We start from the raw sequence: 14,118 nt of genomic DNA on the forward strand, positions 1-14,118 counted from the left end.
CAGGCGCGGACCGCCGGGGCTCCCGGGACTGCCGGACTGGGGGCTTGCGAGGGTGGTGCTTACCGGATGGTCTTCGGGTCGAGAGCGTCCCGGACCGCGTCCCCGAGCAGGTTGAACGCGAGGACGAAGGTCGTCAGCGCGATGCCGGGGAAGATTAGATAGGTGAGGTCGGTGTCGTAGTACTGGGCGGCGTCGGCGAACATCCGGCCCAGGTCGGGGGTCGGGCTGGTGAAGCCCACACCGAGGAACGACAGGCCGGCCGCGCTGGTGATGATCGCGGGGAGCGTCAGCGTCGCCTGCACCAGGATGGTGGTGGCGAGGTTGGGCAGCAGCTCCTTGAAGATGATCCGCGTGGGCGAGGCGCCGGCGATCTTGGCCGCCTCGATGTACTCGCGCTCGCGCAGGCTGATGGTGATCGAGCGGATCAGACGGGCCATGCCCATCCAGCCGAGCAGCGCGAGGATGACCCACATGCCGACGAGTCGGACCCAGGTCGGGGTCTCCTTGTCGACCGGCACGATCGCGTTGATCACGATCGGGAAGAACGCGATCGCGGTCAGCTGGGTCGGCAGCGCGAGCAGCATGTCGCTGAAGCGGCCGGTGAAGTAGTCGAACTTGCCGCCGAGGTAGCCCTGGGCGAGACCGACCACGACGCCGAGGACGGTGGTGGTCACCACGACGATGACGCCGACGCCGAGCGAGGTGCGCAGGCCGTACAGGATGTTGGTGAAGATGTCCTGGCCGGTCTGCGGCGAGATGCCGAACCAGTAGTCACCGCTGATGCCGCCGTTGGGCGCGATCGGCAGGCCGAAGTCGTCCAGCAGGTTGCTGTCCTTCAGGCCGTAGAAGGTGTACGGGTCCTTGCCGTACAGCGCGGAGATCAGCGGCGAGGCGAGTGCCAGCACCACGTACAGGATCACGATCCCGGCGCACACCACACCGGTGCGGTTGCGCTTGAAGCGACTCCAGGCGATCTGGCCCGGGGTGCGGCCGAGGAGCTCGGCGGGCTTGTCGCCGGCGAGGTCCGACGTGGACCCGTCGAGGACGGCGTCGTCCTCCACCGTGGTCCCGGTTGGCGTCGTCATGGTGCTAAAGCTCCCGACCGTGGTCTGTGATGCAGCAAGGAGAAAAAAGTTGGATACACGGACTCTTGCAACTCGTTTATCGAACGTCAAGAGTGCATCAGTTGCTGGACACCTATTTTTTGCTTCGTGCTGGAATGTCAACCACTTCGTGTCTCGAAACCGCTTGACAGGCCTCCGGTGAGACACCCAAAAACGGACATATCGGGACTGATCGTGTTCACACGTCCGTAACGTGCGCGCCACCAGTCCGGTATCAGGACGCGAGGTCCGGCGGCATGGGCGATCGATGCGCGTAGATCCGGTGTCCGGTTTGGCCCCATCTGAGGCCTTTGTTCACTGAGAATGAGTGTCCGATGATCGGACACCCCGGTTTCCGGGTGTGCGGAACCGAATTCGCGGGCATCCAGCTCGCGGGGGCGGGGTTCATTTCCCCCGGCTTGATGGCAAATTCACGCCAGTGGCGAACATTCGCCGCACAATCCCGGCTGCCTACTTCTGGAAGCCGATGTTCTCGTAGACCGTGTCCGAGAGCCCGGTCGCGCCGAGGTTCGCGAGGTACCGCCGGACACCGAAGAGCGCGGGGCGTTGGTAGAGCGGCACCATGCCGGCCACCTGCCAGGCCTCGGCGTCCGCGCTGTTGATCGCCTCGTACTCCGCCTCCGTCCCGGTCGCCGAGGCGGCGTCGCCCAGGGCCCGGTCGAGGGCCGTGCTGCCGACCTGGGAGGGGTTGCCACCGGCGTTCTGCTGGAACGTACCGCTCGACGAGGTCGCCGGGAAGGGCGTGCCGAGCGTGCTGTAGAGGGTCAGGTCGAAGTCGTGCCGGCCGAGGGAGGAGTCGAAGAAGTCGGCGGTCGGCCGGGCCTCCACGCTGACCTTCACCCCCACGGCGCCGAGCATCTGCACCAGCTGGGCGCTCTCGTTGGCCGCCAGGATGCTGCCGGTCGGGACGACCAGCCGCAGGGTCAGCGACTGCCCGTCCTTCGCCCGGATCCTGCTGTCCCCGGTGCGGCGCCAGCCGGCCTCGTCCAGGGCCTGCTCGGCCGCGGCCGGGTCGTACTGGCTGAGCCCGGCGGAGTTGTCGCGGTAGCCGTTCTGCCCGGGCACCAGGAAGTGGTTGTTCATCGGGACGTACGTCCAGTCCAGGCCCTGCAGGTCGGCCCGGGCGATGCTCTCGCGGTCCACCGCCCGCAGCACCGCGCGCCGTACGGCCGGGTCGGACAGCGGGGCGCTGCGGCCGTTCAGCGCCAGCACCCGGACGTTCGGGCCGCCCGCCTTGCGGACCTCGGCGCCGGGCACCGCCCGGGTGGCCCGGTAGCCGACGGCGTCGGGCCCGATGTCGAAGTAGTCCACCCGGCCGCGGGCGAACGCGTCGGCCATGACGTCGCTGTCCATCGCCCGGAAGACGATGGTGTCGAGCAGCGGCCGCTCGCCCCACCAGGACGGGTCGGCGGCCAGCGTCACCGTCCCCGCGCCGCGGTCGATGCCGACCGGCTTGAAGGGCCCGGCGGTGACCGGGATCCGGTCCAGGAACGAGGTGTTGAAGCGCTCCGCGGTGTCCACGTACGCGGCGGGCAGCAGCGGCACGCCGGCGACGTTGTTGAACATCGCCTGCCACTCGGAGAAGCGCCGGTCGAAGACCATCACGGCCTGGAAGTCGTCGCGGCCCCGGGTCACCGACGCGACCCGGTCGAAGCCGGCCGTCGAGGAGGTGCGGTACGCCGGGTCGTCGCCGTCCAGCGCCTTCCAGGTGGCTTCCAGGTCGCGCCAGGTGATCGGGGTGCCGTCGGACCAGTGCGCCTTCGGGTTCAGCGTCCAGGTGACCGTCTGCCGGCCCGCCGTGGTGCTCTCCTGCGCGTTCAGCAGGAACGCCTGGTCGGGGCGCTGTCCGCCGCCGGCGTCCGAGTGCCAGAAGGTGGGCAGCAGGGCCTTCATCACCGCGGTGGTGGCCGGCTCCGCGCCGTCCACCTGGAGCGGGTTCCACTGGGTGGGCAGCTGGTCGATCCCCCACTGCAGGGTCCCGCCCTGGCGAAGTGCCGTACGAGGCTGCGGATTGACGGACAGTTGGGTCATCCGGGGTGCGCCGCCGCGGCCGAGGTCGGCCGCGTCGTCGGCCGCCGCACCGGCTCCGGCGCCGCTGGAGCACCCGCACAGCAGGAGCGCGAGTGCTGCCGCCGAGGCGGTCGCGGCGAGCGGGAACCGGGGCTTGGTCACGGGGTCTCCCAGCGGAGCGGTGCGGCCGGCTGGCCGTCTGCGTGGGGCGGGCCGGGTGGCTCGGCTGGGAGCACATCCTGCTGATGCCGCGGGCGGGTTGTCGACCTGGTCCGGATCAAGGATCGGTAACACGGTCCGGCGGCCCGCCCAATGGGCGGTTTCGCCCGGTTTTGCCCCGCCACTGGCGAGTAACCGCCATCCATGTGCCGGAGGCCGGGCGGGACGGCTGCGAGCCGTCCCGCCCGGCCTCCGGTCGCCGGTGACGAGGGGTCAGGCGGGGAACACGTAGGTGCGGTCCTTGGCGCTGGTCTTGCCGACCACGGTGGCGATGCCGTCGGCGACGTCCTGCGGGGTGATCGGCACCAGTGCCCCGTTCTTGCGCATCTTCGACTTGTCGAAGACGTTGTTCAGGGCGGCGTCGAGCTTGGCCAGGTCCCAGGTGAGGACGATCTTCCCGGAGGCGTCCGGTGCCAGGGTCAGCGCCCTGCTCGCCGTCAGCTTGCCGAAGTCCCAGCTCCTGGTGCCGGCCTTGAGCGTGATGCGTCCGGCCAGCACCTGCTTGCCGAGGTCTGTCGCGGCGGCCTGGAGCGCCTCCTCGGTGACCTTCGGCTTGGCGGGCGTCAGGGTGAGGGCGATCTCGCTCGCGGGCAGGCCCGCCGCGCGGTTGCGGTACGCCTGCTCGACCTGGGCGGCGGCGGCCGTGGAGTCCAGGGTCTGCCCGGCCTGTCCGGGCACCACCTCGGTCTGGCCGGCCTCGGTGAACCGGACGTAGCCCTCCTTGAGGCCCTGTCCCGACTTGGTGGCCAGGCCGTCCAGCGCGGCCTTCAGCTTGGCCCGGTCGACGGTGACGGTCGGCTCGACGGCCTTGCTGCCGCCGGCCAGCGAGCCGATCACGTCCATCGGGTTGTAGCTGTGCTGCGTCAGCGCGTCCACCGTCGCGGTGGTGTCGAAGGCCAGCCCGGCGGTGGCCGGGTCGAGCGCCACCGACTGGCCGCCGATCTTCAGCTCGACCGGCGCCTTGCCCGCCTTGGCGATCGAGGAGTCCAGGGCCTTGATCGCCTGGTCGCGGCTGTCGCCGCCGATGTCGGTGCCGAGCACGGTGGTGCCCTTGGGGATGTCCGCCTGGTTGAGCATCAGCCCGGTGCCGTACGCGGCGGCGCCGGCGAACAGCAGACCGCCCACGGCGAGGGTGAGGAGCTTGCGCGCCTTGCCCCGGCGCTTGGGGGCGGCCTTACCGGACGGCGCCGCGGCGGGCGCCGGCGACGCTGCGGGGCCTGCGGGCGCCGGTGCGGCGCCGGACGGCTGCGCGGGGCCGGAGGGTCTCCCGTCCGGGGTGGGGGCCGGTGCGCCGAACGGGTCGGCCGGCTCGTACGGGGTGCCGGCGAAGCCGTTGTTCCGGGTGGCGGCGAACGGGTCGTGGGCGGCCGCGGCACCGAAGGGCCGGGCCCCGGCGCCGAACGGGTCGGCGACCTGGCCGCCGGGTATGGCCCCGCCGTGCTGCGGCTCGTCCCGGATCGGGTCGAAGCCGCCGATCTGGGTGTCCTCGGGCTCCTCGGCGGGCCCGCCACCGGGGCGGCCGGGGGCGAACGGGTCGGCCGGGCCGTTCTGGAACGGGTCCTGCGGGGACCGGCGGGCCGCGAACGGATCGGCCGGCGCCGGGGCGTCGGCCGCGGCGCCCGCGGGCCGGGGGCCGGGGTGCCGAACGGGTCCGCGGCGAAGCGCCCGGCCGGGCGCGGCCCGGACTCCGTCCGCTCCGGCCGGGCGGCGAACGGGTCCTGCGGCTGCTGCGGCTGCTGGGGGGCGAACGGGTCCTGCGGCTGCTGGGGCTGCTGCGGCGCGAACGGGTCGTGCGGGGCGGCGAGCGGGTCCCGGGGGCGAACGGATCCTGCGGGGCGCTCTCCGGCGCGGTCGCGAACGGCGAGGCGGGCGCCCCCGAGGGGCGCGGCGCGGAGCGCTGCTCGCCCACCAGCGGCCGGGTGCCGGCGGGGCGTCCGGGCGCCGCCTGCGGGTTGGTCGGAGCCGCCGCCGGGGCGGCGGCCTGCGGTGCGGCCTGCGGTGCGGTCTGCCCACCGGCCGGGGTGCCCGCGGGCGCGCCGGCCGGCACCGGGGCCTGGCCCTTCTGGCGGGGCCGGAACCACTCGCCGGTCGACGAGGACTCCGACTCGGCGCCCGTCGCCGGGCCGCCCGGGGCGGGGGCGCCGGCACCGGGCCGGCCCTCCTGCCACTGCGAGGGCAGCTGGGGCGGCGCGGCGGCGCCGCCGGCGTCCATCACGCCGAGCACGGGGGAGGGGCCGCCGTTGTCCGCGCGGTGCCGCGGCGCGCCCGGCTCGGGGGCCTGCTCCTCGGTCTTGACGGGGCTGCGCACCACGACCGGGGGGATCGGCCGGGAGCCGGGGATGTTGATCCGTACCCGGGTGGTCAGCGTGGTCTCGGTCTTCGGGACGTCGTCGTCCGGCCCGCCGGCCCCGCCGATCGGGGGCTGGGAGGCGGTGCCGAACGGGTCGCCCGAGGCGCCGTGCGCGAACGCGGCGGCGCCGGGGAGCCCGGTGCCGTACGGCGGGGTCCCGGAAGGGTAGGCGTCCGCACCGTCTGCCGGCCGGCGGCCCTGGGAGGCATCCCGGCCGCCGGGGCGGGGGCGCTGCCCCCGCGGGGCTGGTACGCGTTGTCAGATTCGCGGCTGCTCAATGCTGCTCTGCTCCGGGTTCGCGGGGGCGCCTCAGGGCGGCGACCGCGGGTAGTGGGCCGCCTGGGCGCATCCGCGGCGGCGACCGCGCTGCGGACCGGACGGGCCCTCCGACACCAGCTTGTTCACGTGCGGGCCGAGACGGCTCGGGGTCCGCCACGCGATTGGGGCTGAAGGTACCCTCCCGCCCTGCACCCGAGGCATCCGGGGCCGATCCTCGCCCGTCCGCATGGCCGGGCTGCCCGCACCGTCACCACCATACTGGGAAGCGGCGGACCGTGACCCGGCGTGGAACGTCCGGATACGTCCGATTAGTCCCGCTATAGGACTAGGGGCGGACGTCCCTGACGGCCCGTTGCCGGTCGCCCGGCGGCACTCCGAACGCGGGGCCCGAACGGGTCGGCAGGGTCGCGCAGACCACTCCGGCCACCGCCCCGGCGAACAGGTAGAGGTACGAGGTCAGGCCCGCCGCGAGGACGAAGTCGCCCTCCGGACGCGGGGCCATCATCACCAGCAGCACGGCGAACCAGCCCGCCAGCGGGATGCCCGCGCCGAGCTTGGTGCCGGTCAGCCGCAGTCCGCCGTAGAACAGCCCGCCGGTGCCGCCGAAGGCCAGCAGGACACCCAGGGGTGCCCACAAGGCCTGCACGAAGGCTCCGCACAGCGAGACGGCGGCGCCCAGCAGGAACAGCACCGCGTACGCGGTGATCCGCACCCCGCGCGGGGGCAGCGGCTCGGCCATCCGCTGGGCGCGGGTGCCCAGGATTCTCTGGAGCATCAGACCTCCACCCCGGCGAAGAGATCCGTCTCCGGCAGCGCCGAGCCCGCTTCGCCGTGGACCAGCTGGAAGTACTCGGTGGCCAGCAGCGGCTGGCCGAGGTCGTTGCTCAGGGCGAAGTGGTCGCCGGCCACAGTGATCTGGGTGGCGTGCGCCCGCATCGCGGCCGCCTTCGCACCGGCGTACGCGGGGTTGTCCAGCACGGTGGTGACCAGTCCGTCGTCCACCACGCCCGGGACGTCCGAGGGGACGGCCACCCCGGGGAAGCCGCCCGCGGCCGCGGTCTCCTTCAGGCCCTGCTCGATCACCGAACGCGGCATCCGGCTGTAGTAGACCTTGGCGATCCGCCAGGCCGTGCCCAGCTCCGGCCGGTACGCCGGGTCGGCGGCCAGGTCGTACGCGCGCAGCGCGACCCGGTGCGCCTGGATGTGGTCGGGGTGCCCGTAGCCGCCGTTCTCGTCGTAGGCGACCAGGACCTGCGGCCGGACCTCGCGGACCACCGCCACCAGGTGGCCGGCGGCCTCGTCCCGGTCCGCCTGCCAGAAGCAGTCCGGGCGGGTGTTCTCGGTGACGCCCATCATCCCCGAGTCCCGGTACCGGCCGGGGCCGCCCAGAAAGCGATGGTCGGCGACGCCGAGCGCGGCCATCGCCGCGTCCAGCTCGCCGATCCGGTGCGCGCCCAGGGTGTCGTCCCGATCCGCCGTCAGATGCGCCAGCTCGGGGCCGATCACCTCGCCGCCCTCGCCGAGGGTGCAGGTCACCAGCGTGACCAGGGCGCCCTCGGCCGCGTACCGCGCCATGGTGGCTCCGGTGACGATCGACTCGTCGTCGGGGTGCGCGTGCACCAGGAGCAGGCGGCGGGGCGGCAGGTCGGGGGCTGCGGTCATGGCCGCCAGCCTAGGCGATGCGGTGGCGGCGTCCGCGGCACCCGCGCGCGCCGCCCCGCACCGTCCGGGGCCGTGCCCGTCAGAGCTTCAGGCCATTGATCATCCCTGCCACGTTGCTGGTGACCTCCTGGATCGACGGTGCGATCGACGTGGAGGCCAGGTAGAAGCCGAGCAGGGCGCAGATGATCGCGTGGGCCAGCTTGAGGCCGGACCGGCGGACCAGGACGATCACGATGACGAGCATCAGCACGGCTGCGGAGACGGACAAAGCCATTGCGGCTCACACCCCTTCTCGGGTGCGCCGCCCTCGGGGCGGGCGGCGGTCGGAACCTGCGGGACAGAGCCCCGACCCGGCGCCGGGAGGAACGGGACGGTCCGGCTCCGCATCGGGATGATCCAGACATACCCGATCGGTGACCGCCGTATGACGTTCCGTGAGTCCGGCGCGGCGGCGCGCGGGCCCTCCGGGTGCCGAACGGCCGGGCCCCACCGGCCCCGCAGGGCCTTCGCGAGCGGTCGCGCGCGGCTGCTCCGAACGAGTGATCAGCGGCCGGACAGGCCGTAGGGTCGGGAGCCATGACCACCCAGAACCCTGCGGACACCTTCCCCGGCAGTACGCGCGCACCCTGCGCTACACCGTCGGCGCACCCCGGTCCTTCGCCGTCACGGCCGACGGCGGCCGGGTCGTCTTCCTGCGGTCGGGCTCCGGCGGCGACCGCGCCAACCGGCTGTGGACGCTCGACGTCGCCACCGGCGAGGAGCGGGTCGTCGCCGACCCCGCCACGCTGCTCGGCGGCGGCGAGGAACACCTGTCGGCGGCCGAGCGGGCCCGCCGCGAGCGCAGCCGCGAGGGCTCCGCCGGCATCGTCGGCCACAGCCTGGACGCCGCCGGGACGCTCGCCGCGTTCGCCCTCTCCGGCCGGCTGTTCGCCGCCGACCTCGCCGCCGGCACCTCCCGGGAACTGCCCGCCGAGGGCCCGGTGCTGGACCCGCGGCCGGCCCCCGACGGCACCCTGGTCGCCTACGCGACCACGGCCGGCGCGCTGCGCGTCACCAGGACGGACGGCAGCGCCGACACCGCCCTCGTCGAGCCCGAGGCGCCCGGGGTGACCTGGGGCCAGGCCGAGTTCATCGCCCAGGAGGAGATGGACCGCGACCGCGGCTACTGGTGGGCGCCCGGCAGCGACCGGCTGCTGGTGGCCCGCGCCGACGACACGCCGGTGCAGCGCTGGTGGATCGCCGACCCGGCCAACCCCGCCACCGCCCCCGCCGAGGTCGGCTACCCGGCCGCGGGCACGCCCAACGCCGAGGTCGGCCTCTGGCTGGTCGGCCTCGACGGCAGCCGCAGCGAGGTGGTCTGGGACCGGGCCGCCTTCCCCTACCTCGCCCGGGTCCACTGGTCGTCCGGTGGTCCGCCGCTGCTGCTCGTACAGGCCCGCGACCAGCGCCGCCAGCAGATCCGCACGGTCGACCCGGAGACCGGCGCGACCGACCTCCTGGTCGAGGAGAGCGACGACGTCTGGCTGGAGCTCTTCCCCGGAGTCCCCGCCTGGACCCCGGACGGCCGCCTGGTGCGGATCACCGACAGCGACGGCGTCCGCGCACTGACGGTCGACGAGAAGGCCGTCACCGACGGGACGCTGCACGTGCGTTCCGTCTTCGGGAGCACCGACGACGAGGTGCTGTTCACCGCCTCCGCCGGGCCTGCCGACACCGCCCGGCCGCCCGGCTGGACGGGCCTGTTCCGGGCCGGCGCGGACGGCGTCGCCCCTTCGGGCCGACCGGCGACGGCGCCCGCGCCGCCGTCCACGGCGGCGGCACCACCGTGCTGTCCACCGCCGACCCCGACCGGCCCGGCACGCGGGTCGAGGTGCTGCGCGGCGGCGCGGCCGTCGCCACCGTCGCCTCGTACGCCGAGACGCCGCTGATCACCGCCCGGCCGGTGTTCCGGTTCGCCGGGGAGCGCCGCATCCCCTCCGCGGTGCTGCTGCCCGCCGGCTACGACCGCGACCGGGACGGCCTGCTGCCCGTCCTGATGGACCCGTACGGCGGCCCGCACGGGCAGCGCGTCGTGCAGGCCCACAACCCGCACCTCACCTCGCAGTGGTTCGCCGACCAGGGCTTCGCCGTCGTCGTCGCCGACGGCCGCGGCACTCCCGGCCGCAGCCCCGGCTGGGAGAAGGCGATCGCCGGCGACTTCGCCGGGGTCACCCTTGACGACCAGGTGGACGCCGTGCGGGCGCTCGCCGAGGAGTTCCCGCTCGACCTCGGCCGGGTCGCGATCCGCGGCTGGTCCTACGGCGGCTACCTCGCCGCGCTCGCCGTGCTGCGCCGCCCCGACGTCTTCCACGCCGCCGTCTCCGGCGCCCCGGTCACCGACTGGCGGCTCTACGACACCCACTACACCGAGCGCTACCTCGGCCACCCCGACGAGCGGCCCGCGGTGTACGACGCCAACTCGCTGATCGCCGACGCGCCGCGGCTGGAGCGGCCGCTCATGATCGTGCACGGGCTGGCCGACGACAACGTGGTGGCCGCGCACACCCTGCGGCTGTCCTCGGCGCTGCTGGCCGCCGGCCGGCCGCACACCGTGCTGCCGCTGTCCGGAGTGACCCACATGACCCCGCAGGAGCAGGTCGCCGAGAACCTGCTGCTGCTCCAGGTCGACTTCCTGAAGCGCTCGCTCGCGCGCTGACGACCCGGTCGTGTCCTCGGCCATGACATCCGTCATGCCGAGGACACGACGACGGGCACTGCCGCCCCACCCCCGCTCCGGGGACTCTTGAACGGTCGGAACACCATCGAGAGGACACGGGGACGATGAACACACGGACGGGGGAGGTCGCGGCCTTCCGGGACGTCGCCAAGAGCTACGGCCAGGTGAAGGCCGTCGACGGCCTCGACCTGGTGCTGCGGGCCGGTGAGACGGTGGCCCTGCTGGGGCCGAACGGCGCCGGCAAGTCCAGCAGCCTGGACCTTTTGCTGGGCCTGCGGGAGCCCGACCGCGGCACCGTCGAGCTGTTCGGCGGTACCCCCGCGCGGCGATCGAGGCCGGCCGGGTCGGCGCCATGCTGCAGAGCGGCGGGCTGATGACCGATGTCAAGGTCCGCGAGCTCGTCGCGCTGGCCTGCCGGATCCACCCCCGGGGCCACGCCGTCGACACCGTACTGACCGAGGCCGGCATCACCGAGATCGCCGACCGCAAGGTCGACAAGCTCTCCGGCGGCCAGGAGCAGCGGGTGCGCTTCGCGCTCGCCATCGCCGGCGCGAGCGACCTGATCGTCCTGGACGAGCCGACCACCGGCATGGACGTCTCCGTCCGCCAGGCCTTCTGGTCCACCATGCGGGCCCAGGCCGCCGCGGGCAGGACGGTGCTGTTCGCCACCCACTACCTGGAGGAGGCCGACTCGGTCGCCGACCGGGTGCTGGTGCTGCACCGCGGACGGCTGATCGCCGACGGCACCTCCGCCGAGATCAAGGCCAAGGCCGGCGCCCGCCGGATCGCCTTCGAACTGCACCCCGAGGACGGCGAGGTCGAGGAGGGCGTGCTGCGCGCGCTGCCCGGCACCGTCGGGCTGGACGTCACCGGCCGCCCCGGCGGGGTGCGCACCGTGCGGATCCGCTCCACCGACGCGGACGCCGGCGTGGCCGCCCTCTACCGCGCCGGGCTGTACCCGCGCGGCCTGGAGGTCACCAGCCTGGGCCTGGAGCAGGCCTTCCTGACCATCACCGGAGAGCAGGCCGCCCGCGACGAGGCCGCCGCCGACACCACCGGGACCGCGACCGTCAAGGAGAGCGTGCGATGACCACCCTGATCCGGCTGGAGATCCTGCGCACCCTGCGCAACAAGCGGTACCTGATGTTCACCGTCCTCTACCCGGCCCTGCTGTACGTCTTCTTCATCAGCGCCTACAGCGGCGGCGACGTGGCCGGCGGCATCCCCGCCAAGTCGTACTTCATGGTCTCGATGGCCACCTTCGGAGCCGTCGGCGCGGTGCTGACCGGCTCGGCGCAGCGGATCTCGCTGGAGCGCAAGAGCGGCTGGGTGCGGCAGCTGCGGCTGACCGCCCTGCCCGGGCGCGCGTACACCGTCGGCAAGATCGCCTCGTGCGCGGTGACCACCCTGCCGGCGATCGTGGTGGTGTTCGTGATCGGCGCCGTGGAGGGCGTGAAGCTGTCGGCCGCCCAGTGGCTGGGCCTGGCGGCGGTGCTCTGGCTCGGCAGCTTCGTCTTCGCGGCGCTGGGCGTGGCACTCGGCTACGCCGCGCAGCCGGACGCCGTCCAGCCCATCGTCATGATCGTCTACATGCTGATGGCGCTCTTCGGCGGCACCTGGTTCCCGGTCGGCGACTCCCTGAAGGCCTTCGCCCGCTTCAACCCGGTCTACCTCTACAACCAGCTGGCCTCGTTCGTGCAGCCCGGGCACTCGCTGGACACCGTGGCGGTCGCCGGAATGTCCGCCTTCCTCGCGGTCTTCGTGGCCGCGGCCGCCTTCCTGTACCGCAGGGACACCCGGCAGGCATGATGGCCGACATGCTGAGGACCCTCCTGCCGAACCGCCCCGCACCGACCGACGGGGACGCGGTCTCCTTCCGGACGGTGCCGGGCGCGTCGGTGGACAACCGGCGCCAGCTCGTCGTGAAGCTCGCCTGGATGTCGCTGTGGATGATCTACCTGGTCTACCCGGTGGAGGACCTCACCGGCGGCCGGCACGGCACGCCCGCCGTCGTCGGCGGATCGCTCGCCCTGGCCGTCTTCGTCGGCTCCTACCTCGCCCTGGTGGCGCGGCGCTCGACGGCGACGGACGCACCGGTGGGGAACATCGTCACCGTGGCGGGCATGCTGGTGCTCGCGGTGGTCACCTCGCTCACCCTCGGCCCGGCCTGGCTGACCCTGTTCACCTACGCGTCCACCTGCGTCGCCGTGGTGCTGCCGGCCCGGTACGGAGTGATCGGCGTCGGCGCCGTCACCGCCCTCGCCCTGGTGGTCGCCCTGCTGGCGCGGGCCGACGGCAGCACGCTGGCCGCGATCCTGCTGCCCTGCTTCCTCAGCGGCCTCGCCATGACCGGCCTCCAGCGGCTGATCAGCACCATGCGGGAACTGCGCGAGGCCCGGGCCGCGGTGGCGCACCTGGCGGCCTCCGAGGAGCGGCTGCGGCTCGCCCGCGACCTGCACGACCTGCTCGGCCACTCGCTGTCGCTGATCACCATCAAGAGCGAACTCGCCGGGCGCTTCATGGACGCCGAGAAGACCGACGACGCCCGGGCCCAGGTCGCGGACATCGAGAAGGTCGCCCGCCAGTCGCTGATCGATGTCCGGGAGGCGGTGAGCGGCTTCCGGCGGCCCACCCTGGCGGTCGAACTCGCCGCCGCCAGGACGGCGCTGACCACCGCCCAGATCACGCTGGAGGCGTCCCCCGGCTCGCCGAGGGCCGGCCCGGCCTCGACGCGGAGGGCGCCGGGGCGCTGGCCTGGGCCCTGCGCGAGGCGGTCACCAACATCGTCCGGCACGGCGCCGACGCGACCGTCTGCACCGTCACCATGGACGAGACCTGGGAGGAGGACGGCTCTCGCCACGCCGTCCTGGAGGTCGCCGACGATGGCCGCGGCCCCGGCAAGTCCTCGCCCGGCAACGGGCTTTCGGGCCTGGCCGAGCGCCTCGCGCTGGTCGGCGGCCGACTGGAGACCGGCGCCGGCCCGCGCGGCCGGGGCTTCCGGCTGCGGGCCAGTGTCCCGCTCTCCGCCGTGCCCGCCGCGACGGGCGATAGGCTGCGCGAGTGATTCGCGTACTGCTGGCCGAGGACCAGGGCATGGTCCGCGAGGCGCTCGCCGCCCTGCTCGGCCTCGAGGGGGACATCGCCGTGGTCGCGCAGGTCGCGCGCGGCGACGAGGTCGTGGCCGCGGCCGTCGCGCACGAGGTCGACGTGGCCGTGCTCGACATCGAGATGCCCGGGATGACCGGCATCGAGGCCGCCGGACAGCTGCGCCGCACCCGCCCGGCGACCAAGGTGGTGATCGCCACCACCTTCGGCCGGCCCGGCTACCTGCGCCGTGCCATGGAGCTGGGCGCCGACGCCTTCCTGGTGAAGGACGCCCCGGCGTCCGAGCTGGCGGAGGCGATCCGCCGGGTGCTGCGCGGCGAGCGGGTGATCGACCCGACGCTGGCCGCGGCCGCTCTCGCCGAGGGCGCCAACCCGTTGACCGGACGGGAGTTGGACGTGCTCGGGGCGGCGGCCGACGGCGCCGTCAACGCCGACATCGCCCGCCGGCTGCACCTCTCGGAGGGCACCGTGCGCAACTACCTGTCGATGGCGATCCAGAAGACCGGCGCCCGCAACCGCACCGAGGCCGTCCGGGTCGCCCGGGAGAAGGGCTGGCTCTGATCCGGGCCCCATGGCCCGCTCGCCTCCGGGCGCTTGAACCCGGTGCCGACGGTCGTTGCTCCCTCGCTCCTGCGTCGCTCCCTCGCGCCTCC

The 14,118-nt window shown here is 73.8% G+C and carries 9 protein-coding genes and 3 pseudogenes; 6 read left to right on the forward strand and 6 right to left on the reverse strand.

What is annotated here, in order from left to right:
- Positions 1-59: 59 nt before the first annotated feature.
- The 6 genes from ABEB13_RS24875 to ABEB13_RS24900 form a co-directional block, all read right to left on the reverse strand.
- Positions 60-1,085, reverse strand: a complete 1,026-nt coding sequence (locus tag ABEB13_RS24875) for an ABC transporter permease (RefSeq protein ID WP_100888686.1) — start codon at positions 1,083-1,085, stop codon at positions 60-62.
- A 489-nt stretch (positions 1,086-1,574) separates the two neighbouring features.
- Positions 1,575-3,296: an ABC transporter family substrate-binding protein gene (locus tag ABEB13_RS24880; protein ID WP_345707266.1), complete on the reverse strand. Its 1,722-nt coding sequence runs from the start codon at positions 3,294-3,296 to the stop codon at positions 1,575-1,577.
- A 270-nt stretch (positions 3,297-3,566) separates the two neighbouring features.
- Positions 3,567-4,478 (reverse strand): peptidoglycan binding domain-containing protein, encoded by a 912-nt coding sequence (locus tag ABEB13_RS24885; protein WP_345707267.1) that lies wholly within the window; start codon positions 4,476-4,478, stop codon positions 3,567-3,569.
- Between the two features lie 1,829 nt (positions 4,479-6,307).
- Positions 6,308-6,757 (reverse strand): DUF6113 family protein, encoded by a 450-nt coding sequence (locus ABEB13_RS24890; RefSeq protein WP_345707268.1) that lies wholly within the window; start codon positions 6,755-6,757, stop codon positions 6,308-6,310.
- A complete protein-coding gene (gene mshB, locus ABEB13_RS24895; RefSeq protein ID WP_345707269.1) occupies positions 6,757-7,644 on the reverse strand; it encodes an N-acetyl-1-D-myo-inositol-2-amino-2-deoxy-alpha-D-glucopyranoside deacetylase in 888 nt (295 codons plus the stop codon). The genes ABEB13_RS24890 and mshB overlap by 1 nt, the downstream gene beginning before the upstream one ends.
- Before the next feature lie 79 nt (positions 7,645-7,723).
- Positions 7,724-7,918, reverse strand: coding sequence for a DUF2304 family protein (locus tag ABEB13_RS24900; protein WP_100888682.1), 195 nt, complete (start codon positions 7,916-7,918; stop codon positions 7,724-7,726).
- A gap of 352 nt (positions 7,919-8,270) precedes the next feature.
- Here ABEB13_RS24900 and ABEB13_RS24905 point away from each other — a divergent pair.
- The 6 genes and pseudogenes from ABEB13_RS24905 (at position 8,271) to ABEB13_RS24930 (ending at position 14,026) form a co-directional block, all read left to right on the forward strand.
- Positions 8,271-10,339: pseudogene (locus ABEB13_RS24905) on the forward strand (S9 family peptidase).
- Positions 10,340-10,464: 125 nt separating this feature from the next.
- Positions 10,465-11,450 (forward strand): annotated as a pseudogene (locus ABEB13_RS24910) (ABC transporter ATP-binding protein).
- Positions 11,447-12,169 carry an ABC transporter permease gene (locus ABEB13_RS24915; RefSeq protein WP_345707270.1) on the forward strand — a complete coding sequence of 241 codons (723 nt, stop codon included), beginning with the start codon at positions 11,447-11,449 and terminating at the stop codon, positions 12,167-12,169. The pseudogene ABEB13_RS24910 and the gene ABEB13_RS24915 overlap by 4 nt, the downstream one beginning before the upstream one ends.
- Before the next feature lie 566 nt (positions 12,170-12,735).
- Positions 12,736-12,933 (forward strand): annotated as a pseudogene (locus tag ABEB13_RS24920) (histidine kinase); the annotation flags it as partial.
- Between the two features lie 188 nt (positions 12,934-13,121).
- Positions 13,122-13,424: a sensor histidine kinase gene (locus tag ABEB13_RS24925; protein WP_425559970.1), complete on the forward strand. Its 303-nt coding sequence runs from the start codon at positions 13,122-13,124 to the stop codon at positions 13,422-13,424.
- The gene (locus ABEB13_RS24930; RefSeq protein ID WP_345707272.1) at positions 13,421-14,026 is read left to right on the forward strand and encodes a response regulator; all 606 of its coding nucleotides are present in this window, start codon (positions 13,421-13,423) and stop codon (positions 14,024-14,026) included. The genes ABEB13_RS24925 and ABEB13_RS24930 overlap by 4 nt, the downstream gene beginning before the upstream one ends.
- Positions 14,027-14,118: the final 92 nt, after the last annotated feature.

It is taken from the genome of Kitasatospora paranensis (assembly GCF_039544005.1).
GTDB lineage: Bacteria > Actinomycetota > Actinomycetes > Streptomycetales > Streptomycetaceae > Kitasatospora > Kitasatospora paranensis.

Excerpts from the sequence above, each read along its gene's own strand:
- ABEB13_RS24875 (WP_100888686.1), bottom strand. The coding sequence starts at position 1,085 with ATGACGACGCCAACCGGGACCACGGTGGAGGACGACGCCGTCCTCGAC.
- ABEB13_RS24890 (WP_345707268.1), bottom strand. The coding sequence starts at position 6,757 with ATGCTCCAGAGAATCCTGGGCACCCGCGCCCAGCGGATGGCCGAGCCG.
- mshB (WP_345707269.1), bottom strand. The coding sequence starts at position 7,644 with ATGACCGCAGCCCCCGACCTGCCGCCCCGCCGCCTGCTCCTGGTGCAC.
- ABEB13_RS24900 (WP_100888682.1), bottom strand. The coding sequence starts at position 7,918 with ATGGCTTTGTCCGTCTCCGCAGCCGTGCTGATGCTCGTCATCGTGATC.
- ABEB13_RS24915 (WP_345707270.1), top strand. The coding sequence starts at position 11,447 with ATGACCACCCTGATCCGGCTGGAGATCCTGCGCACCCTGCGCAACAAG.